18 protein-coding genes are annotated in these 22,506 nt (G+C 69.9%); 13 read left to right on the top strand and 5 right to left on the bottom strand.

The genetic code is table 11. The annotated features are described in order from the left end of the window. Positions 1–4: 4 nt before the first annotated feature. The 7 genes from ABS642_RS17575 (at position 5) to ABS642_RS17605 (ending at position 8,942) form a co-directional block, all read left to right on the top strand. Complete coding sequence (locus ABS642_RS17575) at positions 5–1,264, top strand: FAD-binding protein (protein ID WP_350351132.1); 1,260 nt, start codon at positions 5–7, stop codon at positions 1,262–1,264. 121 nt (positions 1,265–1,385) lie between these two features. Then, positions 1,386–2,405 (top strand): LacI family DNA-binding transcriptional regulator, encoded by a 1,020-nt coding sequence (locus ABS642_RS17580; protein WP_282215826.1) that lies wholly within the window; start codon positions 1,386–1,388, stop codon positions 2,403–2,405. Then, positions 2,402–3,949 (top strand): sugar ABC transporter ATP-binding protein, encoded by a 1,548-nt coding sequence (locus ABS642_RS17585; protein ID WP_350351133.1) that lies wholly within the window; start codon positions 2,402–2,404, stop codon positions 3,947–3,949. Before ABS642_RS17580 ends, ABS642_RS17585 begins: the two co-directional genes overlap by 4 nt. A 178-nt stretch (positions 3,950–4,127) precedes the next feature. After that, complete coding sequence (locus ABS642_RS17590) at positions 4,128–5,132, top strand: substrate-binding domain-containing protein (RefSeq protein ID WP_350351134.1); 1,005 nt, start codon at positions 4,128–4,130, stop codon at positions 5,130–5,132. 98 nt (positions 5,133–5,230) lie between these two features. Beyond that, the gene (locus ABS642_RS17595) at positions 5,231–6,838 is read left to right on the top strand and encodes a sugar ABC transporter ATP-binding protein (protein ID WP_350351135.1); all 1,608 of its coding nucleotides are present in this window, start codon (positions 5,231–5,233) and stop codon (positions 6,836–6,838) included. Next, positions 6,835–7,908 carry an ABC transporter permease gene (locus ABS642_RS17600; RefSeq protein ID WP_350351136.1) on the top strand — a complete coding sequence of 358 codons (1,074 nt, stop codon included), beginning with the start codon at positions 6,835–6,837 and terminating at the stop codon, positions 7,906–7,908. Before ABS642_RS17595 ends, ABS642_RS17600 begins: the two co-directional genes overlap by 4 nt. After that, positions 7,905–8,942 (top strand): sugar ABC transporter permease, encoded by a 1,038-nt coding sequence (locus ABS642_RS17605; RefSeq protein ID WP_282215831.1) that lies wholly within the window; start codon positions 7,905–7,907, stop codon positions 8,940–8,942. The genes ABS642_RS17600 and ABS642_RS17605 overlap by 4 nt, the downstream gene beginning before the upstream one ends. 88 nt (positions 8,943–9,030) lie before the next feature. On the opposite strand, the gene ABS642_RS17610 is transcribed toward ABS642_RS17605, so the two are convergent. The 4 genes from ABS642_RS17610 to ABS642_RS17625 all read right to left on the bottom strand — a co-directional run bounded on the left by ABS642_RS17610 (position 9,031) and on the right by ABS642_RS17625 (position 14,062). Beyond that, on the bottom strand, positions 9,031–10,893 hold the full coding sequence (locus ABS642_RS17610) for a beta-L-arabinofuranosidase domain-containing protein (RefSeq protein ID WP_350351137.1): 1,863 nt from the start codon (positions 10,891–10,893) through the stop codon (positions 9,031–9,033). Between the two features lie 2 nt (positions 10,894–10,895). Then, positions 10,896–11,786: a carbohydrate ABC transporter permease gene (locus ABS642_RS17615; protein WP_350351138.1), complete on the bottom strand. Its 891-nt coding sequence runs from the start codon at positions 11,784–11,786 to the stop codon at positions 10,896–10,898. 4 nt (positions 11,787–11,790) lie between these two features. After that, complete coding sequence (locus ABS642_RS17620) at positions 11,791–12,696, bottom strand: sugar ABC transporter permease (RefSeq protein WP_350351139.1); 906 nt, start codon at positions 12,694–12,696, stop codon at positions 11,791–11,793. Between the two features lie 67 nt (positions 12,697–12,763). Next, positions 12,764–14,062, bottom strand: a complete 1,299-nt coding sequence (locus ABS642_RS17625) for a sugar ABC transporter substrate-binding protein (protein ID WP_350351140.1) — start codon at positions 14,060–14,062, stop codon at positions 12,764–12,766. Between the two features lie 174 nt (positions 14,063–14,236). Between ABS642_RS17625 and ABS642_RS17630 the strand changes: the two genes are divergently transcribed. Then, entirely contained in the window at positions 14,237–15,262 is a 1,026-nt protein-coding gene (locus ABS642_RS17630; RefSeq protein ID WP_282215836.1) for a LacI family DNA-binding transcriptional regulator, read from the top strand. A 69-nt stretch (positions 15,263–15,331) separates the two neighbouring features. Here ABS642_RS17630 and ABS642_RS17635 read toward each other — a convergent pair whose 3' ends face one another. After that, positions 15,332–16,177 carry an NAD(P)-dependent oxidoreductase gene (locus ABS642_RS17635; protein ID WP_282215837.1) on the bottom strand — a complete coding sequence of 282 codons (846 nt, stop codon included), beginning with the start codon at positions 16,175–16,177 and terminating at the stop codon, positions 15,332–15,334. Between the two features lie 57 nt (positions 16,178–16,234). Between ABS642_RS17635 and ABS642_RS17640 the strand changes: the two genes are divergently transcribed. The 5 genes from ABS642_RS17640 (at position 16,235) to ABS642_RS17660 (ending at position 22,397) form a co-directional block, all read left to right on the top strand. Then, complete coding sequence (locus ABS642_RS17640) at positions 16,235–17,242, top strand: LacI family DNA-binding transcriptional regulator (protein WP_282215838.1); 1,008 nt, start codon at positions 16,235–16,237, stop codon at positions 17,240–17,242. Positions 17,243–17,513: 271 nt separating this feature from the next. Next, complete coding sequence (locus ABS642_RS17645; RefSeq protein WP_350351141.1) at positions 17,514–18,233, top strand: L-ribulose-5-phosphate 4-epimerase; 720 nt, start codon at positions 17,514–17,516, stop codon at positions 18,231–18,233. After that, on the top strand, positions 18,230–19,813 hold the full coding sequence (locus ABS642_RS17650; protein WP_350351142.1) for an FGGY-family carbohydrate kinase: 1,584 nt from the start codon (positions 18,230–18,232) through the stop codon (positions 19,811–19,813). The genes ABS642_RS17645 and ABS642_RS17650 overlap by 4 nt, the downstream gene beginning before the upstream one ends. A gap of 74 nt (positions 19,814–19,887) precedes the next feature. Then, entirely contained in the window at positions 19,888–21,402 is a 1,515-nt protein-coding gene (gene araA, locus ABS642_RS17655) for an L-arabinose isomerase (protein ID WP_350351143.1), read from the top strand. Then, complete coding sequence (locus ABS642_RS17660) at positions 21,402–22,397, top strand: aldose 1-epimerase family protein (RefSeq protein WP_350351144.1); 996 nt, start codon at positions 21,402–21,404, stop codon at positions 22,395–22,397. Before araA ends, ABS642_RS17660 begins: the two co-directional genes overlap by 1 nt. Positions 22,398–22,506: the final 109 nt, after the last annotated feature.

A 22,506-nucleotide genomic window follows, 5' to 3' on the forward strand; every position in this document is an offset into this window, starting at 1 on the left:
CGCCATGGGCAACGAACGCAACTGGGCGGGCAACCTCACGTATCGCGCATCCCGTGTGGAGCATCCTTCGTCGACGGAAGAGCTGGCCGCGCTGCTCGCACAGGGCGGTCCCCTGCGGATGCTGGGATCACGGCACAGCTTCAACGACCTCGCCGACACCGACGGCCTGCTGGTGGCCCTCGACGCTCTGCCCGCGGTGTTCGAGGTGAACGAGGCGCGCGATGCGGTCCGCGTCTCGGGGGGTCTCCGCTACGGCGACATCGCGCCGCTGCTCCAGGCGGAGGGGCTCGCGCTCGCGAACCTCGCCTCGCTCCCGCATATCTCGGTGGCCGGCGCGGTCATCACCGGCACGCACGGCTCCGGAGACGCGATCGGCTCGCTGTCGAGCGCGGTGCGGGCGCTCACGATCATCACGCCGGCGGGCGAGACCCGCACGCTGCGCCGAGGCGACGACGACTTCGACGGTGCGGTGGTGAGTCTCGGCGCGCTCGGAGCCGTCGTCGACCTGACCCTCGACGTCGAGCCCACCTACGAGGTCGCGCAGCACGTGTTCGAGCATCCGGACTGGGACGCGATCCTCCGCGACTTCGACGATGTGACCGCGGCCGGCACGAGCGTGAGCATCTTCTCCACCTGGCAGCGCACCGACATCGCCGACCAGATCTGGGTCAAGCAGCGCCTCCCCGAGGCGCACGAGGCCGCGCGGGAGTCGCTGTTCGACCGCCTCGGCGCGGCGGCAGCCGTGAGCAAGCGGCATCCGATCCTCGGTGTCGACCCGGTGGCCTGCACGGATCAGCTGGGCGTGCCGGGATCCTGGTCCGAACGGCTGGCCCACTTCAAGCTCGAGTTCACGCCCTCGGCCGGGGCCGAGATCCAGAGCGAGTACCTCGTCCCTCGCGCCGATGCGGTCGCCGCGATCCAGGCCGTGCGCCCGCTCGCCGGCCAGATCGCTCCGCTGCTGCTGGTCAACGAGATCCGCACCGTGCGGGCCGACAGCCTCTGGCTGAGCTCATCGTTCGAGACGGATGCCGTCGGCATCCACTTCACGTGGAAGCCCGAGGAGGCCGCGGTCCGGGCGCTCCTCCCGGCGATCGAGGCGGCTCTGCCGCCGACGGCCCGCCCGCACTGGGGCAAGGTGTTCACGCTCGACGGCGCCGAGGTGCGCTCGCGCTACCCGCGGTTCGACGACTTCGCCGCTCTCGCCGCCCGCTTCGATCCCGAGCGCCGCCTGGTGAACCCGTACCTGGAGCGGCTGGGGCTGTAGCGGCCCTTCGACAGGCTCAGGGACCCAGGACCTGGGTTGCTGAGTTTGTCGAAGCACCGATCCCGTTGCACCTGCAGGGTTGTTCTCGGTAACATCGCCGGAGCAGCCGACGGAGGTGCGCATGGTGAACGTCGGCTCGGACAAGCCCAACATCCGGCAGGTGGCGACGATCGCCGGGGTCTCGCACATGACCGTCTCCCGAGTGCTCAACGATCACCCGAACATCAAGCCCGACACCCGGCGGCGCGTGCTCGAGGCGATCGAGGAGCTCGACTACCGCCCGAATCTCGTCGCACGGGCGCTGGCGACCCAGCGCACGCGCCGCATCGGCGTGATCGTCGAGAGCGCGGTGGCGCACGGCCCGACCAGCATCCTGCGGGCGATCGAGCTGTCCGCCCGTGCGGCGGGCTATTCCGTCACGCCCATCGCGCTGCACGAAGGCGATGCCCTCTCGCCCCAGGAGGCCGTCGACAACCTCGTCACGCAGGGTGTCGACGCGCTCTGCGTGATCGCTCCGCGGTCGTCGTCGGTCGCGGCGCTGCGCAGGATCGCCATCACGGTCCCCATGCTGGTCGTCAAGGCGGATGCGGACCCGACGTTCCTCACGGTGTCGATCGATCAGCACGCCGGGACGACCCTCGTTGTCGACCATCTCGTCGCCCTCGGCCACCGCGACATCCTGCACATGTCCGGCCCTCTGGACTGGCTCGACGCGCGCGCCAGGGAGCGGGCCTTCCACTCGAGGGCGAAGTCGTGGGGCATCCGCGAGCGGCCGATCGTCGTGGGGGACTGGACCGCCGACTTCGCGTACGACTTCGCCAAGGGCCTGCAGCGCCTGCCCGACTACACGGCCATCTTCGCCGCCAACGATGACATGGCGATCGGCCTCATCCACGGTCTGCACGACAAAGGCTTCGATGTGCCGAACGACCTCAGCGTCGTCGGCTTCGACGACGTGCCGCTGGCCCGGCACTTCCTGCCTCCGCTGACGACCGTGCGTCAGGACTTCGGCGCGCTGGGAATCGCCGTGGTCGAGATGCTCCGTGCCGCGATCGAAGGCAGGGAGATCCCGCCGCTCACCCGCATCCCCACCGAGCTGGTCGCCCGTGCGTCGTCCGCCGCTCCGCGGGAGGTGCGGTGATCGCCGAGTCCGCCCTCGAGCCGTTGATCCGGCTCGAGGGCATCACGGTCGACTATCCGGGGGTGCGGGCGCTGGACGGCGTCGACTTCCGGCTGTTCCCGGGCGAGGTGCACGCCGTGATGGGGGAGAACGCGGCGGGCAAGTCGACGCTGGTGGCCGTGCTCACGGGCACGCGGGCGCCCGACGCCGGGACCGTCGTCGTCGCGGGGGAGCCCCGCCGGTTCGGCGGTGTCGCGGACAGCCGCGCCGCCGGCATCGCCACCGTCTTCCAGGAGACGCAGCTCAGCCCGAACCTCAGCGTCGCCGAGAACGTCATGCTGGGGCGCGAGCGCCGGGGACGTCTCGGGATCGACTGGAAGAGGACGCGCGCGGCTGCCGCCGAGGCGCTCGGCAGGCTCGGTCTCGACGACCTCGATCCGAAGACGCCGCTGTCGATGCTGACGCCCGCGCAGAAGCAGCTCGTCGCCCTGGCGCGGGCCGTGGTCGACGACCCGCGGGTCCTGGTGCTCGATGAGCCGACCTCGAGCCTCGACCAGGCGGAGGTCGCGACGCTCATGCGCGTCATCCGCGGTCTTCGCGAGCGCGGGGTCGCGATCCTCTTCGTCTCCCACTTCCTCGAGCAGGCGTTCGCGATCAGCGACCGGATGACGGTGCTGCGCGGCGGGAAGCGCATCGGAGAGTACGCGACGCGGGATCTCGAGCGGGCGGACCTCATCTCCAAGATGCTCGGCAAGGACATCGACGGGCTGAGGGCCCTGGGTTCCGAGCGCAAGGCCCATCACTACGCCTCGGACGGCGAGCCGGCGATGCGGGCGACGGCCTTCGGGCGACGCGGAGCGCTCGAGCGGACGGACATCGATGTGCAGCGCGGCGAGATCGTCGGGCTCGCCGGCCTCCGGGGATCCGGCCGCTCCGAACTCGCCTCGCTGCTGAGCGGATCGGTGCGGGCCGACAGCGGGGAGCTGTGGGTCGACGGCGAACGCGTGGAGCTGCGGAGCCCCTCGGCCGCCCTCCGCCATCGCATCGCCCTGTCGGCGGAGAGCAGGCGCACGCAGGGGATCATCGGCGATCTCACCGCCCGGGAGAACATGATCCTCTCGCTGCAGGCCCTGCGCGGCTGGACGCGTCCGCTCTCGACGGCGGAGGAGGCGGCGCTCGTCGACACCTACGTCGAGGCCCTGCACCTCGCGCCGTCCGATCTGGACCGGCCCGTCAGGATGCTGTCCGGCGGGACGCAGCAGAAGGTGCTGCTCGCCCGCGCTCTCGCCGTGCGCCCGCACGTGCTGATCCTCGACGAGCCGACGCGGGGGATCGACATCGCAGCGAAGCTGGAGGTGCAGCGCCGCATCAGTCAGCTCGCGGGCGACGGGGTCGCCGTCGTGTTCATCTCCTCCGAACTCGAAGAGGTCGTGCGTCTGAGTGATCGCATCATCGTGCTCAAGGACCGCGAGAAGATCGGCGAACTCAGCAACGGACCCGGTGTGACGGTGGACACCGTGGTCGAGATGATCGCCGCGGATCCCGGTCCTGACGCGGGACTGTGAGCGGTAACAAAGATCCTGGCGTGGAACATTCCTGATTTTTGGAACATTGCTTGTGTTCCAGATTTTGTTCCCGGTAACATCGCCGCAGGTCACGACGACAGTGACCTGCAATCACGCAAGGGACCACGTCTGGTCCACCCATTGCCGGGCTGACGGCCGGCGTCTCAAGGAGGAGAACATGTCCGCGAAGAAGCGCATCCGCGTCGCGCTCGGTCTGGCAGCAGCCGGCGCACTCACCATCGGCCTTGCGGCCTGCTCGGCCGGCGGCTCCGGTGGCTCCGGCAGTGACGCCGGCGGTTCCGACGAACTCACCACCGTCGGCTTCGTCGCCGTCGGCCCCGAGGGCGCCTGGCGAGAGGCCAACGAGCAGAACATCCAGGACACCTTCACGGAGGATGCCGGATACGACCTCAAGTACGCACCGGCCACCAACCTCGACCAGAAGTCGCAGATCGACGCGTTCACGTCGTTCGTCGACGAAGGCGTCGACGTGATCCTGCTGTCGGCCACCGAGGCCTCCGGCTGGGAGGACTCCCTCAAGCGGGCACAGGAAGCCGAGATCCCGGTCATCCTGCTCGACCGCGGCATCGAGCCCGACGACGACAGCCTGTACGTCACCCGCATCGCTCCCGACAACGTCGAGGTCGCGAAAGAGGTCGGCACGTGGGCTGCGGCCACCTTCCCGGACGGCGGCAACTACGTCGTCCTCGAGGGTCCCGCCGGCGTCGGCGTCGTGAACGAGCGCAACGAGGGCTTCGATGAGGGCCTCGGCGGCTCGTCGCTCACCAAGCTCGACGCGCAGACCGCGAACTGGTCGGCGGAGGAGGGCAAGAGCGTCTTCGAGACGATGCTCAAGTCGGCGAACAACGACATCCAGCTCGTGTTCGCACAGAACGATGAGATGGGACTCGGAGCCGCCCAGGCAGCGGAAGAGGCCGGCCTCGTCGTGGGCACGGACGTGAAGATCGCCACGATCGACGGCACGAAGAACGCCATGCAGGCGCTCGCCGACGGTCAGCTCAGCTACGTCCACGAGTACAACCCGCTGTTCGGTGAGACCGCCATGGAGGTCGTAGAGAAGACGCTCGCCGGGGAGAAGGTCGAGTCGTACATCGTCGTGCCGAGTGAGGCCTTCGACTCCGCGGAGGCGGCCAAGGCCGTGCTCGCAGACCGCAAGTACTGAGCCAGGCGTACGGAACCAGGCGCCGGAGCGATCCGGCGACGAACCCGGGTGGCGCGGAACACCGCGTCACCCGGGTCGCCCAGACGGGAAAGACAGCGATGAACGAAGAACTCCCCCTCGTCGAGATGCGTGGGATCACGATCGAGTTCCCCGGGGTGAAGGCCCTCGACGGAGTCGGCTTCCGCCTGTTCCCCGGTGAGGTGCACGCGCTCATGGGCGAGAACGGCGCCGGGAAATCGACCCTCATCAAGGCTCTGACCGGCGTCTACCGGATCGACTCCGGATCGATCGTCGTCACCGGCCAGGAGCGCAGCTTCGCGGGTGCCGGCGATGCGCAGGATGCCGGTATCTCGACGGTGTACCAGGAGGTCAACCTCGCGCCGAACCTCTCCATCGGGGAGAACGTCATGCTCGGGCACGAGGTCCGCGGCGCATTCGGCATCAACTGGGGGGCGACGCACCGCGCGGCGACCCAGGCCCTCACCCGCCTCGGGCTCGGCCACCTCGACACCCGCAAGCCGCTCTCCACCCTCTCGATCGCTCTGCAGCAGCTCGTCGCGATCAGCCGGGCGATGGCCATCAAGGCCAAGGTGCTCATCCTCGACGAGCCGACGTCGAGCCTCGACGCCGCCGAAGTCGACGGACTGTTCACGGTGATCCGCTCCCTCCGCGACGAGGGCATCGCGATCCTCTTCGTCTCGCACTTCCTCGATCAGGTCTACGCGATCAGCGACCGGCTCACGGTCCTCCGCAACGGACAGTACGTCGGCGAATACCTCACCCGCGACCTCGACCGCCACGCCCTGATCTCGAAGATGATCGGCAAGGACCTCGACGCCCTGAAGTCGCTCGGCGGCAACCGTCGGCGCGCGCCCCGTGCGGCCGACGAGGAGCCGCTGCTGTCGGCATCCGGCATCGCCCGGCGGGGCGCCGTCGAGGCGACCGACCTCGACATCCGCCCCGGCGAGATCGTCGGGTTCGCCGGGCTCCTCGGCTCCGGCCGCACCGAGCTCGCCCGTCTGCTCTACGGCGCCGACCGCGCCGACGAGGGCGCGATCGAGCTCCACGGCCGCCGTGTCGACCTGCGCTCGCCGGCAGATGCCCTCCCGCGGCGCATCGCGTTCTCGACCGAGAACCGGCGTGACGAGGGGATCATCGGCGACCTCACCGTCCGCGAGAACATCATCCTCGCCGTCCAGGCCGAGCGCGGATGGGCCAAACCCATGTCGCGCAAGGAGCAGGACGCGATCGTGGAGAAATACATCGCCCAGCTCAACGTCCGACCGGCCGATCCGGAGCGGATGATCAAGAACCTCTCCGGCGGGAACCAGCAGAAGGTGCTCCTCGGGCGCTGGCTGGCGACGAAGCCCGAACTTCTCATCCTCGACGAGCCCACGCGCGGCATCGACGTCGGCGCCAAGGCCGAGATCCAGGAGGCCGTCGCCGAACTCGCCGAGGAGGGTGTCGCCGTGGTCTTCATCTCGTCCGAGCTCGAGGAGGTGGTGCGGCTCTCCGAGCGCATCGTCGTCCTCAAGGACCACCGCAAGATCGGCGAGCTCCAGAACGGACCGGATGTCACGGCGCAGGCGATCGTCGACGTGATCGCCGCGCACGGCGTGGAAGCCGCGGCCGAGACCCTCGACGACGCCGACGGCGCCCTGCCGGATAGCATCGCCCTCACGACCGACAAGGAGGCAGCGCGATGACCGCCGCAGCCCGCACCAGCTTCTGGCGCGATCTGATCCACAAGCCCTTCTTCTGGGGGATCGTGGCGATCGTCGCACTCCTTGCGCTGAACGTGCTCAAGGACCCGACGTACCTGGCCCTCACGATCAACCCGAACAACGGCAACCTCGTCGGCAACCTCATCGACATCCTGCGCCAGGCGGCGCCGGTGATGATGATCGCGATCGGCATGTCCCTCGTGATCGCGACCGGTGGCATCGACCTCTCGGTCGGATCGCTGATGGCGGTCTCGGGCGCGGTGGCGATGGAGTTCCTCAGCGCCGCCGGAGACTCGGGGAGCGTCGGTGCGGCGCTCGGTGCGATCGGGCTCGCGCTCGTCATCACCGGCATCCTCGGGGCGGTCAACGGCATCCTCGTCGCCTATGTCGGCCTGCAGCCCTTCATCGCGACCCTCGTGCTGATGCTGGCAGGACGCGGCATCGCCAAAGTGATCACCGGGGGACAGAACACGACGGCGTCGAACGACCCGTTCCGGTGGATCGCGAACGGCTTCGTGATCGGCATCCCGGTGGTGTTCATCCTCGCGGTGCTGCTCGTGCTCATCGTCGGCTGGGTCGTGCGCAAGAGCGCTCTCGGCCTCATGATCGAGGCGATCGGCATCAACCCGCGGGCGAGCCGGATGGCGGGCATCAAGCCCAAGGGACTGCTGCTGACCACGTACATCCTCAGCGGCATCCTGGCCGGGATCGCCGGCATCATGTCGGTCGGCACCGTCATGACGGTCGACATCTCGCGTACCGGATACCAGCTGGAGCTCGACGCGATCCTCGCGGTCGTCATCGGCGGGGCATCGCTGGCGGGCGGCAAGTTCTCCCTCAGCGGGGCGTTCGTCGGAGCGCTGCTGATCGCGACGCTCGACAAGACCGTGCTCTATCTCGGCATCTCGTCGTCGGCGACACCCGCGTTCAAGGCCATCGTGATCGTCGCGCTGTGCCTGCTGCAGTCCGAGCGCGTGCGGAGCTGGTTCCGCCGTCGACGCCAGGCGCCGCCTGTCGAACAGCTCACCGCGAAAGAGGAGGTGACGGCATGAGCGTCGTGACAGAGGCGCGAGCGCCGCAGATCCAGGAGACCGTGCTCGATCGCGTGCGCCGCATGATCGGAGCGAATCCCTCCGTGCTGCCGACCATCGCGTCGGTGGTCATCTTCGTGGGCATGATCGTGTTCGGCGAGGTCGCGTACGGCCGCATCGTGCAGGCCAACACGCTCTCGAACCTGTTGATCAACAACGCGCACCTGATCGTGCTCGCCGTGGCACTGACCTTCGTGATCCTCACCGGCGGCATCGACCTGTCGGTCGGCTCGATCATCGCGCTGTCGTCGGTGGCCGGGGTGATGCTGTCCAACGCCGGATGGAACGCGATCGCGGTGATCGTCGCGATGATCGGCATCGGATCGCTGTTCGGCGTGATCTCCGGAGTGCTGATCCGCTACTTCGGCGTGCAGCCGTTCATCGCGACGCTGGCGATGATGTTCCTCGGACGCGGTCTCGCGTCTCTGCTCAGCACCAAGCCGGAGCGCCTGGGTGAGGACTCGCCCATCCGCTGGATCGGGGTGCAGCTCAAGATCGTCGACGGGCCGAAGGTCAACGACCTCGTGATCACGCCGGCCGTGGTGATCGCCGTGATCGTGGTCGCGGTGGCCTTCTTCGTCCTGCACCGCACACGCACCGGCCGCACGGTCTATGCGATCGGCGGCTCCGAGAGCTCGGCGCTGCTGATGGGGCTTCCGGTGCACCGCACGAAGGTGCTCGTGTACGTGATCAGCGGCTCGCTCGCCGGCCTTGCGGCCGTGCTCTACACGGCTCGGCTCGGCACGGCGCAGAACATCACCGGCATCGGGTGGGAGCTCGACGCGATCGCCGCGGCGGTCATCGGCGGGACGGTGCTCACCGGCGCCTACGGCTACGTGCTCGGCTCGGTGATCGGCGCCCTCGTGCTGGGGCTGATGAACGTCCTGATCACGCGCGACGGCGGCATCCCGCCCGAGATGACGACGATCATCACCGGCGGCATCCTGCTCGTGTTCGTGCTGCTGCAGCGGGCGGTGACCCGGAAGCGGGAATAGCCGGTGGCCCTTCGACAGGCTCAGGGACCCAGCAGTCGAGGGTCCGTGAACCTGGGTTGCTGAGCCTGTCGAAGCACCCCGACGCGGGTCAGGCCGTCGGGATCCAGACGCGCATCGTCGACGGACCGCGGTGGGCCCAGTCGTGGTACGGCACCAGCACGGCGTCCGTGACCTGGCCGGACGTGCGGTTGCGCACCGGGAGCCGCACGCTGCCGTCGTGCTCGACCGGCTCTCCGGCGACCACCGCGTCGACGATGTCGGCACCGAAGTCGATCGACTCCAGCGCGAACACCTCGGGGCCGCGTTCGACGACGACCGTTCCGCGCACGGCGTCCACGCGAGGGTCGGCGCTGCTCACCCGGGCGACCAGAGGCAGGGTCAGTTCGACGACGTCGCCGGCGCGGAAGGCCCGACGGATCTCGATCGTGCCCGGTGCGGCCGGACGCTGCGCACTCTCGCCACCGGCATCGACGCGCACCGTCGCCCCCTCGGCCCACGACGGCACACGAAGGGTCAGCGCGAACTCCGCATCCTCGGCGATCGTCACACGGATGCCGCCATCGACCGGGTATCCGGTCACGATGTCGAAGGACACCGCGCGGCCGTCGGGGAGCATCGTGCGAACGGATACCGGCGCGTACTGGTGAACCTGCACGCCGTCGTCGTCGGCGGTCGCGACGTAGGCGGCGAGGCTCGCGAAGGTGCGTGCCACGTTCGGCGGGCAGCACGAGACCTCGAACCAGGGGGCGCGCAGCGACGACGAGGCGCGCTTCGACGTGCCCTCGGGATCGGCCTCGACCCCCGGCACGCGCTGGTGCAGGGTGTTGGCGTAGTAGAACGCGCGACCGTCGGGCGCGGGTGACGTCGCCACCACGTTGAACAGCGTCCGCTCGATGAGGTCTGCGTGCCGGGTGTCGCCGGTCGCGAGCAGCAGGCGCCACGAGAACATGATCGAGCCCACGCCGGCGCAGGTCTCGGAGTAGGCGCGGTCGCTCGGCAGCTCCCAGTCGGCGCCGAACGCCTCGTCCTGGTGATGCGAGCCCTGTCCGCCGGTCACGTACGTGCGACGCTCGACCGTGCGGTCCCACTGACCGCGCAGCGCGTCGAGCAGGCCGTCGTCGGAGAGCTCGATCGCGACGTCCGTCGCCCCGGAGGCGAGGTAGTTCGCGCGCACCGAATGTCCGCGCAGCGCCACGGCGTCGCGCACCGGAACGTCGTCCTGGAAGTACTCCTGGCCCCACTCGATCTCGGCGAGCGACCCGCGCCCGTGCCGCTCGACGAACAGCGCGGCCTGATCGATGTAGCGCTGCTCGCCGAGTGCGCGGCCGAGTTCCGCGAGGCCGACTTCGACCTCGGCGTGCCCGCAGATCGCATCGCGCCCGTCGGGGCCGAACACGCGGCAGACGAGATCCGCGGCGCGTCGGGCGATCGCGACGAGCCCGTCGTCGGCCTCAGGTCGTGTGCGGTGTCTGGCGACCGCCGCCTGGAACAGGTGCCCGAGGCAGTACAGCTCGTGCCCCCATTCCAGATCCGACCAACGGTCGCCCTGGCCAGAGCGGCCGAACATCGTGTTCACGTAGCCGTCGGCCTCCTGCGCGGCAGCGACGCGCGCCACGACCGACCGGAACCGCTGCTCGAGCGCGGCGTCTGCCGCGGCATCCGTCCTCCCGATCTCCCAGGCGAGCGCCTCGAGGTACTTGTAGACCTCGGAGTCGGCGAACTCCCGACCTCGGCGCCCGGCGGGCAGCGTGCCGGCGGCAGCGAGATCGAAGTTCGGTAGCCAGCCCTCCGACTCGAGGCGCGATTCGATGTGGTCGAGCGTCGCCGTGCCGTTGACGGCCTGGCGATCGCCCCAGAACCCGCCGGCGATGCGCACCTCGGAGACGCCGAGCGGGCGCAGGCGACCGCGCGTGGGGACCACCGGCGCCGCCGGTGCAGTGAAGTCGTACATCGTCATCCCTTGAAGGCGCCGGACATGAAGCCGCGCACGTAGTGTCGTTGGAGGATCAGGAAGAGCACGATGCAGGGGAGTGCCAGCACGACCACCCCGGCCTCGGTCGCGCCGTAGTCGACCACGCCCTGCACCTGCCCGCGGAGGTTCGCGACCGCGAGCGGCAGCGTCATGCGGTTGGAGTCGTTGATGAGGATCAGCGGGGCCATGAAGTCGTTCCACGCCGTGAGGAACGCGAACAGCCCGACCGTCACGAGGCCCGGCTTGACCGCCGGCAGCAGCACCCGCCACAGGGCGCCCCAGCTGGAGCATCCGTCGACCATCGCAGCCTCGTCCATCTCCTTCGGGATCGACTCGAACGAGATGCGCATCATGAACATCGAGAACGGCAGTTGGAACATCGTGATCACGAGCGCCACGCCCACCAGCGAGTTCTGCAGGCCGACCGCGTTGAGGATCACGTAGAGCGGGATCAGCAGCGTCGCGTACGGCACCATGAGGATCGCGAGGGTGAGCAGGAACAGCGCGTTCTTGCCGGGGAACGAGAACCGGGCGAACGCGTAGCCGCCGAGCAGCGAGATGAACAGGGTGAGAGCGACCGTGAGCACCGAGACGAACAGCGAGTTGCCCAGGTACACCCAGATGCCCGCCTGGTAGTCGGCGAGGGCGATGTAGTTGCCGAAGCCCCAGCCGTCGGTCTGGCTCGTGCCCGCCACCGGGCTGAGCGACGAGACCCCGGTCCAGATGAGCGGGTAGAGGAAGATCACCGCGAGGGCGGTCGTGAACACCCAGTAAGGGATGCCGAAGACGATGCGCGCCGCCTTCGAGCGGTACCGCGGGGTCGCGGGCTGGTGGTCCGGGGCGACGATCGTGCGCGTCAGTGTCTGGGACATGGCTTCAGCTCTCATCCGGACGCCGGAAGGCGCGCAACTGGAAGACGTTGATGACGATGAGCGCGAGCAGCACGATCACCGAGAGGGCACCGGCGATGCCGAGGCTGTTCTGACCTTGGAAGGCCACGTTGTAGATGAGCTGCACGACGGTCATGGTGCTGTTGTCGGGGCCGCCCTTGGTGAGGATGTAGAACTGCTCGAACGCCAGCAGCGACCCGGTCACGCACATCACGGTCGTGAGGGCGAAGGTCGGCTTGAGGAGGGGCACCGTGATGTAGCGGAACGTCTGCCAGCGGCTCGAGCCGTCGATGCGCGCTGCTTCGTAGATGTCATCCGGGATGCCCTGCAGGCCCACGAGCATGAGCAGCATGTAGAAGCCGGCGAAGCGCCACACGATGAGGAAGATCGTCGACCAGAGTGCGCCCTCGGGGGTGCCGAGGAACGTGATGCCCCACGACTTCATCAGGCCAGCGAAGGGGCCGGCGATGGGGGAGTACAGCACGTAGAAGAGCAGCGAGGCGGATGCCAGCCCCAGCGCGCTCGGGATCAGGAAGGCCGTGCGCAGGAGGCCCTTCCAGCGCGTCGACTCCTGCACGAGGAGGGCGAGGCCGAGGCCCAGTCCGATGAGGATCACGGTCGTGACGACGGTGTACAGCAGGGTGAAGCGGATGCTGTCCCAGAAGAGCCGGTGGCTGACGGCATCCACGTAGTTCTCGGGGAAGTTCGGGCCGCGGTTGCCACTGAGCAGCGGCCAGTCGGAGCCCGACATCTGCAGCACGAGCACCAGCGGCACCACGAACAGCAGGGCCACGAAGATCGCGGTCGGGGCGGCGTAGAGCCAGCCCTGCACGGGGCCGCCGAATCCGGTGCGCGCGCGGCGGCGGCGCAGCGGGGGTGCGGTCGAGGTCATCTCAGTCTCTTTCGATCGGGGGCGAGCGGGCGGTGGGGCGGCGCGACGTGCGCCGCCCCACCGGAGGTCACTGCGAGAGGATCGCGGTGATCTCCTCGTTGTCGGCCTCGACGGCGTCCTCGCCGTTCAGCACCCGGTTGCGCACCAGCGTGAGCCACGGGCTGCCCGGTGCGTTGAACGCCTGCTGGAAGTTCAGGGCGACGGGCGTGCTGCCCTGCGCTGCGACCTCGTTGATCGTGACCAGGCGCGGGTCGGCGGCGGCGTACTCGTTGTCGGCGAGATCGCCGCGCGAGACCGCGTTGCCGTCCTTCGCGAGCACCTCGACCTGCGCCTCTTCGGACATCATCCAGTTGAGGAAGTTCCAGGCCTGCGCCGACTGCTTCGAGTCCTTCGAGATGCCGATGCCGTCGCCGCCGACGAACGTGGAGACGCCGCCGTCGACGCCGGGGATGCCGGCCACGCCCGCGTCGAACTCGAGGGACGGCAGCAGCGTCGCCGGGAACGGCATGACGCCGACCTTGCCCTCGCTGAACGCCGCGGTCCAGGTGGGACCGGCCTCATCCGTGGAGCTGGGCAGCACGGCACCGGCCTTCTCGAGCTCCGCCCAGGTGTCGTATACGGCCTGCGCGGCGTCGCCGTCGAGCAGCGCCTCGGAGCCGTCATCGGTCATGACCTCTTCGCCGGATGCCCAGACCGAGGGGAACCACGTGAAGACGAGGCATCCGCCGCAGTTCAGGCCAGTGGCGGTGCCGTAGGTGTCGGGCTTGTTCAGGGCCTGCACGGCCTGCGCGGCTTCGGAGAACTCCTCGAGCGTGGCCGGCGCCTTCTCGGGGTCGAGCCCGGCCTCGGCGAACAGCTCCTTGTTCCAGAAGAGCATCGAGAGGTCGAGGGCGAAGGGCAGCACGTACTCCTTGTCGTCGACGGTGCCGGCCGAGAGGTGGCCCTGGTTGATGTCGTCCTTGAAGTCGAGGCCGTCGATCTGCTCGGAGATGTCGGCGAAGAGACCCTGCTGCGCCCAGTTGGGCACGTAGACGATGTCGGCGGCGAAGAGGTCGGGGAGTCCGCCGGAGCCTGCGGCGGCGCCGACCTTGGCGACGTAGTCGTCGTTCGGCACGACGGTGAGCTCGACCTGGTTCTCGTGCGAGTCGTTGTACGCGTCGACGAGCAGCTTCGCTTGGCGCTCGATGGGTGCGCGGGTCCAGAGCGTCAGGGTCGAACCGTCGTCGACGCCCTCCGCGGTGATGGGCTCGTCGGAGCCGGTGTCCGTCCCGCCGGCGGCGCAGGCCGCGAGCGGGCCGAGCAGCAGGCCGGTGACGGCGAGGGCGGTGACGGTGCGTCGGAGCGCACGGCGTCGGGTGGTGTGCATGGAATGCCTCCAGGACTCTTCGGTGAGCGGATGCTGTCGTCGGGCGACGGCGCTGTCTAGCGAGGATGAACGGTTCCGAAAACTCCGAAACCCCTTTCGAAAAGGTATATCGTGAATGTTGCGCAGCGGTCAAGGACTGCTCCGATAACCTTTCAGCAACGTTCAGGGGGCGAGATGGCAAACGGCGAGCCAGCGGGCAAGGCGGCGACGCTCAGTGATGTGGCCCGTCTCGCGGGCGTCTCGATCGCGACGGCATCCAAGGCGCTCAACGATCGAGGGGACGTCGCCGCGGCGACGCGGGCCCGTGTGCTCGCGATCGCCGACGAGCTCTCCTTCACGCCGAACGCGATGGCGCGGGGGCTGCTGGCCGGACGCACGGGCACGGTGGGTCTGCTCACGAGCGACCTCGAGGGCCGCTTCATGATCCCGATCCTGATGGGAGCCGAGGATGCCTTCGGGGCCGGTCGCATCAACGTGTTCCTGTGCGATGCCCGGGGCGACGCCATCCGCGAGCAGCACCACCTGAAGGAGCTGCTGAGCCGGCGGGTCGACGGCATCATCGTGGTGGGGCGGCAGACCGATCCGCGCCCCTCGCTCGGGCAGGACCTGCCCGTGCCGGTCGTCTACGCGTACGCGCCGTCGGACGACCCGCGCGACCTCTCGCTCACCCCCGACAACTACGCCGGAGGGCGTCTCGCGATCGAGCACCTGCTCGCCTGCGGCCGGCGGCGCATCGCGCACGTCTCAGGCGAGCCGTCATACGCTGCGGCCCAGGATCGTCTCGCCGGCGCACGCGCCGCCCTCGGCGAGGCCGGACTGGAGCTCGTCGGCGAGCCGATGTTCTCGGAGTGGACCGAGCACTGGGGCAGAGACGCCGGCGCGCTGCTGCTGCAGCGGCATCCCGACATCGACGCGGTGTTCTGCGGCTCCGATCAGATCGCGCGCGGCGTGCTCGACTCGGCGCGCGACCTCGGCCGCTCGGTGCCCGACGACCTCGCCGTGATCGGATACGACAACTGGGAGGTGCTCGCGACCAACGCCCGTCCCGAGCTCACCAGCATCGACGCGAACCTGCAGCAGCTCGGGCGCCAGGCCGCCCAGCGCGTGTTCGACGCGATCGACGGCGTCGACATCGGCGAGGGCTCGCACCACCTTCCCGTGCGGCTGGTCATCCGCGGATCGACGATCGCCCGGCGGTAGCACGGGGGTGCTTCGACAGGCTCAGCAACCCAAGTACCTGGGTCCCTGAGCTTGTCGAAGGGCCGCGGGTCACACGTGGTCGCGCCAGGAGTGCTGCGGATCGAATCCCAGCACGCGGCGGGCCTTGTCGATCGAGAGCAGGGTCTCGTTCGGGCCGAACTCGCCCTTCACCGGGACGTCGGGGAAGACCTCGGCGAGCAGCTCGGCGTTCGGCCGCGTCATCACCGTGTCGGCGGCGGCGATGATGAACCGATCGAAGCCGGGAGCCGCGTTCTCGAGCGCCCGCTGCACGGCCTGCGCCCCGTCGCGGGCGTCGATGTAGCCCCAGAGGTTCCACTTGCGCAGCAGCGCGTCGGCGTCGAACGACGGGAAGGCGGCGTAGTCCTCGGGGTCCATGACGTTCGAGAAACGCAGCGCCGTGATCGACAGATCGGGATGCCAGCGCACCAGCTCGGTCGCCAGATGCTCCTCGAGCGTCTTGACCAGCGAATAGACGGATTCCGGTCGCGCCGGGTAGTCCTCGTCGACGGGCACATAGGGCGGGGGCACGTCGAACGGCAGTCCGAGCACGGTCTCGCTCGACGCGTAGACGATCCGGCGGATGCCGAGGCGCACGGCCGCCCAGAACACGTTGAACGTCGCCGGCATGTTGTTGTGGAACGTCGCGACATCGCTGCGGATGCCGGGAGCCGGGATCGCCCCCAGGTGCACCACGGCGTCGATGCCGTCGTGCGTGTCGCCCACCGCGGTGAAGGCGTCGACGACCTGGCCGTAATCGGTGAGGTCGACCTGGACGAAGTCCGGCCCGCGGACGCCGGCGACGTCCATGCCGATGACGTCGTAGCCGTTCGCGCGCAGTTCGCGAGCGACGACGCGGCCGAGCTTGCCCGATGATCCCGTGAGAGCGATGCGCATGTTTCCAGAGTGGCACGGCTGCGAGCAAGGCGGGTCGGGCGTCGTACACTCGTCGGCGTGACTGAGTCCCCCCGCACATCGAATCGCACGGTCGGTGTCCGCGATGTCGCGGCGCTCGCCGGTGTGTCCAGGCAGACCGTCTCGCGGGTGCTCAACGATCACCCCGACGTCGCCGCCGACACGCAGCTGCGTGTGCAGGCAGCCATGGCAGAGCTCGGGTATCGGATGAACAACGCCGCCCGCGCGCTGGGCACGCGCCGGTCGCGCACGCTCGGAGTGCTGGCCTCCGACGCGCTGCAGTACGGTCCCTCGCGCAGCATCGCCGCGCTCGAGGCATCCGCTCGCGCCGCGGGCTACTGGGTCAGCGCGGCCTTCGCGGATGCGGGCGATGCCGACGCGGTCGTGGCGGCGGTGGATCATCTGATCGCCCAGGGCGTGGAGGGGATCGTCGTGGTGGCTCCGCACTCGCAGACCCTCGAGGCGCTCGCCGCTCTGCGGATCGACGTGCCGGTGGTCACGCTGCACTCCGCGGGACTCGGCGCTGCCGGCCTGTCGGTCGACCAGGCCGCCGGCGCCCGACTGGCGGTCGCGGCCCTCGCCGACGCCGGACACACCCGCATCGCGCACCTCGCCGGACCGGCGGACTGGCTCGAGGCCGAGTCGCGGGCCGAGGGCTTCGCCGCGGAGCTCTCCGCGCGGGGGCTGACCCCGGGGCCGGTCATCGCGGGGGACTGGTCCGCGGGGTCGGGCTACGCCGCCGTCGATGCCGTGCGGAGTTCCGGCGCCACCGCGGTGTTCGCGGCGAACGACCAGATGGCACTCGGACTGCTGAGCGCGCTGCACGAGGCGGGCATCGCGGTGCCGGGGGATGTGAGCGTGGTCGGGTTCGACGACACGCCCGACGCCGCGTACTACTGGCCGGCGCTGACGACGGTCCGCCAGGACTTCGAGGAGCTCGCCCGACGGGCCGTCGCCGTCGTGATCGGCGGTGACAGTGCGGCCTCCGCCCTCGCGCCGGTCGCCCCCGTGCTGGTCGCGCGCGCGTCGGTCGCGCCGCCGCGCTGACCGTCGAGCCGCGTGGCTGACCGTCGAGCCGCCTGGGCAGGGGCATGCGGGAGGTCGGCCCCACGGATCGGCTGTGCACAATTCCGCAAGAACACCGTCTGGCGGGTCGTCGGCCCCCGCGTTTCCGCGAGTCGCTCCCACTGCCCCGAGCGTTCTTGCTGAATCGTGCACCGCCCGCCGCGGCGCCCGCTCCTCTTGACGCCCGCAACCCGTCCGTGACACACTGCTGTGACCGGTCACAGCGGCCGGCCGCGAACCATCCGAGGTCCTTGTGAGCAACGACGCCCCCGCCTTCGACCCCGCCGTCGAAGCAGCCATCGCCACCGTCCGCGCCGACGTCGCCCGGCTCCACGGCGAGCTCGTGCGCTATGGGCTGGTCGTCTGGACCGGCGGCAACGTCTCCGGACGGGTTCCCGGTGCCGACCTGTTCGTGATCAAGCCGTCCGGCGTCTCCTACGACGACCTGACCGCGGAGAACATGATCCTCTGCGATCTCGACGGAAACGTCATCCCCGGCACTCCCGGCAGCGACCGCTCGCCGTCGAGCGACACCGCCGCGCACGCCTACGTGTACCGGAACATGCCGGCGGTCGGCGGAGTCGTGCACACGCACTCGACCTACGCCGTCGCCTGGGCCGCGCGCGGCGAGGAGATCCCGTGCGTCATCACCGCCATGGCCGATGAGTTCGGCGGGCCGATCCCGATCGGCCCCTTCGCGATCATCGGCGACGACTCGATCGGCCGGGGGATCGTCGAGACCCTCAGCGGCCACCGCTCGCGGGCCGTGCTCATGCAGAACCACGGCCCGTTCACGATCGGCGTCGACGCGAAGGATGCCGTGAAGGCCGCGGTCATGGTCGAGGACGTCGCCCGCACCGTGCACCTCGCGCGCGAGGCCGGTCCGCTGGTCCCGATCCCGCAGGCGGCGATCGACAGCCTCTTCGACCGATACCAGAACGTCTACGGCCAGAGTGCGGACGCCCGCCGATGAGCGCCGAAGACATCCGCGCGGGCCGGACGAGCCTCGGCATCGAACTGGGCTCCACGCGCATCAAGGCCTGCCTGATCGGGTCCGACCCCACCGAGGTGCTCGCCACCGGCTCGTTCTCCTGGGAGAACCGCCTCGAGGACGGCCTGTGGACCTACGCGATCGACGAGGTCTGGGCCGGGCTGCAGGCCGCCTACGCCGCACTGGTCACCGACGCGGAGCAGCAGCACGGCATCCGCCCCGAGTCCTTCGGCGCGATCGGCATCTCGGCCATGATGCACGGCTACCTCGCGTTCGACGCGTCGGGCGACCTGCTCGTGCCGTTCCGCACCTGGCGCAACACGAACACCGGCGTGGCATCCGCCGAGCTCACCGGGCTTCTCGGCGTCAACATCCCGCTGCGCTGGTCGATCGCGCACCTGCATCAGGCTGTCGTCGACGGCGAGGCGCACGTGCCGCGGATCGCGAGCGTGAACACGCTCGCCGGCCACGTGCACGAGAGGCTCACCGGTCGGCGCGTGCTGGGCGTGGGCGACGCCTCGGGCATGTTCCCGATCGACTCCTCCACCCGTGACTACGACGAGCGGATGCTCGGCGCCTACGACGCGCTCGCCGCCGACCGTCTTCCCCGGCCGCTCGCCGAGATCCTGCCGGCCGTGCTCCCCGCGGGTGCCGACGCCGGTGCTCTCACGGCGGAGGGCGCGGCGCTGCTCGACCCGAGCGGGACCCTGCAGCCCGGCATCCCGCTGTGCCCGCCCGAGGGCGACGCGGGGACCGGCATGGTCGCCACGAACTCGGTCGCCCCGCGCACCGGCAACGTCTCGGCGGGCACGAGCATCTTCGCGATGGTCGTGCTCGAGCGCCCGCTGGCCGAGGTGCATCACGAGCTCGACCTCGTGACCACGCCGGCCGGCGACGCCGTCGCGATGGTCCACTGCAACAACGGCGCCAGCGAGCTCGCAGCCTGGGCCGGGCTGTTCACCCGGTTCTCGGCCGCCGCGGGGCAGCCGCTCGACGACGACGCCGTGTTCGACGCCCTGTTCCGCGAGGCGCTCGAGGGCGAAGCGGATGCCGGTGGCCTGATCGCCTACAACCATCTCGCCGGAGAGCCCATCGCCGGGCTCGATGCCGGCCGACCGCTGTTCGTGCGCACGCCCGACAGCGCCTTCACGCTCGCGAACTTCATGCGCTCGCAGCTCTACGGCGTGTTCGGCACGCTCGCGCTCGGCATGCAGGTGCTGACCGACGAGGGCGTCGAGCTGGATCGGATGTTCGCGCACGGCGGCATGTTCCGCACCGCCGGAGTCGCCCAGCGGTTCCTCGCCAGTGCCCTGGGTGCGCCGGTGGCCGTCGGCGAGCTGGCATCCGAGGGGGGAGCCTGGGGCATCGCGGTGCTCGCCTCCTACCTGGCGCATGCCGACTCGCTGTCCTTGGGGGAGTACCTCGAGGAGCAGGTCTTCGCCGCGGCCTCCCTCTCCACGACCGCACCCGATCCGGCGGACGTCGCCGGCTTCGCGGTCTACCTCGACCGCTACCGGGCGGGGCTGGCCGTCGAGGCCGCCGCCGTCGCATCCCTCCCCTAGCCTCACACGGCTCGTTGAGCGAGCGCAGCGAGACGAAACGTCAGCGACCGATCCGCCTCCGAAAGGTATAACCCATGGCCCTCACCACCTCCCTCGACGGCTACGAGGTCTGGTTCCTCACCGGCAGCCAGCACCTCTACGGGCCCGAGACGCTCGCGCAGGTCGCCGACCAGTCGCAGGAGATCGCGCGTCTGCTCGATTCCGCCGACGAGGTGCCGGTGAAGATCGTCTGGAAGCCCGTGCTGACGGATGCCGCCGCCATCAAGCGCACCGCCCTCGAGGCGAACGCCGACGACCGCGTGATCGGGCTCGTCGCTTGGATGCACACGTTCAGCCCCGCGAAGATGTGGATCGCCGGTCTCGATGCTCTGCGCAAGCCCCTCGCGCACCTGCACACGCAGGCCAACGTCGAGCTGCCGTGGGCCGACATCGACTTCGACTTCATGAACCTCAACCAGGCCGCGCACGGCGACCGCGAGTTCGGGTACATCCAGACGCGCCTCGGTGTGCCGCGCAAGACCATCGTCGGGCACGCCTCCGACCCGCGCGTGCGCCGTGAACTCGGCACCTGGCAGCGCGCCGCTGCGGGACTCGCCGCGTCACGCGACCTCAAGCTCGCCCGCTTCGGCGACAACATGCGCTTCGTCGCGGTGACCGAGGGCGACAAGACCGAGGCCGAGCTGCGGTTCGGCGTGCAGGTGAACACCTGGGGCGTGAACGAGCTGGCGGATGCCGTCGCCGCGGCATCCGACGCCGACATCGACGCGCTGGTCGCGGAGTACGAGGAGCTGTACGAGGTCGTCCCCGAGTTGCGGAAGGGCGGCGACCGGCACCAGTCGCTGCGCGACGGCGCCGCGATCGAGCTCGGACTGCGGTCGTTCCTGGAGGAGGGCGGCTTCGGCGCCTTCACGACCTCGTTCGAGGATCTCGGCGCGCTGAAGCAGCTGCCCGGCCTCGCGGTGCAGCGCCTGATGGCCGAGGGCTACGGGTTCGGCGCCGAGGGCGACTGGAAGACCGCGATCCTTGTGCGCATCGCGAACGTCATGGGTGCAGGGCTCCCCGGTGGCGCGAGCCTCATGGAGGACTACACCTACGACATGACCCCGGGCGACGAGCTGATCCTCGGCGCCCACATGCTCGAGGTCTCGCCGTCTCTCACGACCGCGAAGCCCACGCTCGAGATCCACCCGCTCGGCATCGGCGGCAAGGACGACCCGGTGCGCCTCGTCTTCACCGCCGACCCCGGCCCCGCCGTCGTGGTCGCGCTGAGCGACATGCGCGACCGCTTCCGCCTCACCGCGAACGTGGTCGAGAACGTGCCTCCGCGGGCGTCCCTCCCTATGCTCCCGGTCGGTCGCGCCGTGTGGAAGCCGCAGCCGGAGTTCAACACGAGCGCCGCCGCCTGGCTGACCGCCGGCGCCGCGCACCACACCGTCATGTCGACCGCCGTCGGCATCGAGGCGTTCCGCGACTTCGCCGAGATGGCAGAGGTCGAGCTGCTCGTGATCGACGACAGCACCACGCTGCCGGAGTTCCAGAAGCAGGTGCGCTGGAACCAGGCGTACTACCGTCTCGCGCAGGGACTGTGATGACGGTCGGGCCGCGTTCCGGACGCCAGCTGCGCCTCGCCGGACACGGGTACGAGGCGATCATCGCGAGCGTCGGCGCCTCGTTGCGCACACTGACCTTCGACGGCCGCGACCTCGTCGTGCCGTTCGATGCCGACGAGGTGCGGCCCGGGTACCGCGGCGCGACGCTCGCCCCGTGGCCGAATCGCATCGTCGACGGTCGCTACCGCTTCGGCGGCGCCACGCACCAGCTCCCGCTGACCGAGCCCGCGCGCGGACAGGCCCTGCACGGTCTGCTCGCCTGGGCGGAGTTCTCCGACCGCCTCGTGGTCGACGACCGCGTCGTGCTCGCCGCGGTCATCGAGCCGCAGTCCGGCTATCCGTTCCGCATCGAGGTCGAGGTCGAGTACCGCCTCGACGCCGACGGTCTGCGGCAGACGGTCTCCGCGCACAACATCGGAGCGGATGCCGCGCCCTGGGGCACCGGACCGCATCCGTACCTCGTGGCAGAGTCCCGGTCGTTGAGCGACACTTCGACTCGCGTGCGCTCGCTCAGTGCGGGTCTCCGCGAGACGAAACGGCACGCCGCGCCGCCGGTCGACTCCTGGACCCTCACCCTCCCGGCATCCGAGGTTCTGACGGTCACTCCCGATCGTCTGAGCCCGGTCGCCGTCGAGCCGGTGGCGGAGCATCCCGAGTGGGACTTCCGCACGGCCCGCCCGATCGGCGACGTCTTCATCGACCACGCGTTCACGGGTCTCGCCCGCACCGACGGCGTGGCCGAGGTGCGGCTCACGAGCGAGGGCGGAACCGGGGTGGCGATCAGCTTCGACGAGCGCTGCCCGTGGGTGCAGGTGCACACGGCCGACAACCCGGGACTCGACGGCATCCACCGCATCGGCCTCGCGGTCGAGCCGATGACCTGCCCGCCCGACGCCTTCAACTCCGGCACCGACCTCGTGACGCTCGCCCCCGGTCAGTCGCACGCCGCAGCCTGGCGCATCCGGGCTCTGTAGCCGAGGCGCTTCGGCTCCGGTCGCATTTCCAGCCGTTTCCGGCGCCGCCAAGCGGCAGCAACTGCGACCGGAGCCGGGGGAACCGGCAATAACCGCGACCGGAAGCCGA

Origin of the sequence: Microbacterium sp. A8/3-1 (assembly GCF_040267695.1) — a bacterium.
Classification (GTDB): Bacteria; Actinomycetota; Actinomycetes; order Actinomycetales; family Microbacteriaceae; genus Microbacterium; species Microbacterium luteolum.

Bases quoted from the DNA above. Each gene is read 5' to 3' on its own strand.
- ABS642_RS17575 (WP_350351132.1), top strand. From the start codon at position 5: ATGGGCAACGAACGCAACTGGGCGGGCAACCTCACGTATCGCGCATCC.
- ABS642_RS17580 (WP_282215826.1), top strand. From the start codon at position 1,386: ATGGTGAACGTCGGCTCGGACAAGCCCAACATCCGGCAGGTGGCGACG.
- ABS642_RS17590 (WP_350351134.1), top strand. From the start codon at position 4,128: ATGTCCGCGAAGAAGCGCATCCGCGTCGCGCTCGGTCTGGCAGCAGCC.
- ABS642_RS17595 (WP_350351135.1), top strand. From the start codon at position 5,231: ATGAACGAAGAACTCCCCCTCGTCGAGATGCGTGGGATCACGATCGAG.
- ABS642_RS17600 (WP_350351136.1), top strand. From the start codon at position 6,835: ATGACCGCCGCAGCCCGCACCAGCTTCTGGCGCGATCTGATCCACAAG.
- ABS642_RS17605 (WP_282215831.1), top strand. From the start codon at position 7,905: ATGAGCGTCGTGACAGAGGCGCGAGCGCCGCAGATCCAGGAGACCGTG.
- ABS642_RS17610 (WP_350351137.1), bottom strand. From the start codon at position 10,893: ATGTACGACTTCACTGCACCGGCGGCGCCGGTGGTCCCCACGCGCGGT.
- ABS642_RS17615 (WP_350351138.1), bottom strand. From the start codon at position 11,786: ATGTCCCAGACACTGACGCGCACGATCGTCGCCCCGGACCACCAGCCC.
- ABS642_RS17620 (WP_350351139.1), bottom strand. From the start codon at position 12,696: ATGACCTCGACCGCACCCCCGCTGCGCCGCCGCCGCGCGCGCACCGGA.
- ABS642_RS17625 (WP_350351140.1), bottom strand. From the start codon at position 14,062: ATGCACACCACCCGACGCCGTGCGCTCCGACGCACCGTCACCGCCCTC.
- ABS642_RS17630 (WP_282215836.1), top strand. From the start codon at position 14,237: ATGGCAAACGGCGAGCCAGCGGGCAAGGCGGCGACGCTCAGTGATGTG.
- ABS642_RS17635 (WP_282215837.1), bottom strand. From the start codon at position 16,177: ATGCGCATCGCTCTCACGGGATCATCGGGCAAGCTCGGCCGCGTCGTC.
- ABS642_RS17650 (WP_350351142.1), top strand. From the start codon at position 18,230: ATGAGCGCCGAAGACATCCGCGCGGGCCGGACGAGCCTCGGCATCGAA.
- araA (WP_350351143.1), top strand. From the start codon at position 19,888: ATGGCCCTCACCACCTCCCTCGACGGCTACGAGGTCTGGTTCCTCACC.
- ABS642_RS17660 (WP_350351144.1), top strand. From the start codon at position 21,402: ATGACGGTCGGGCCGCGTTCCGGACGCCAGCTGCGCCTCGCCGGACAC.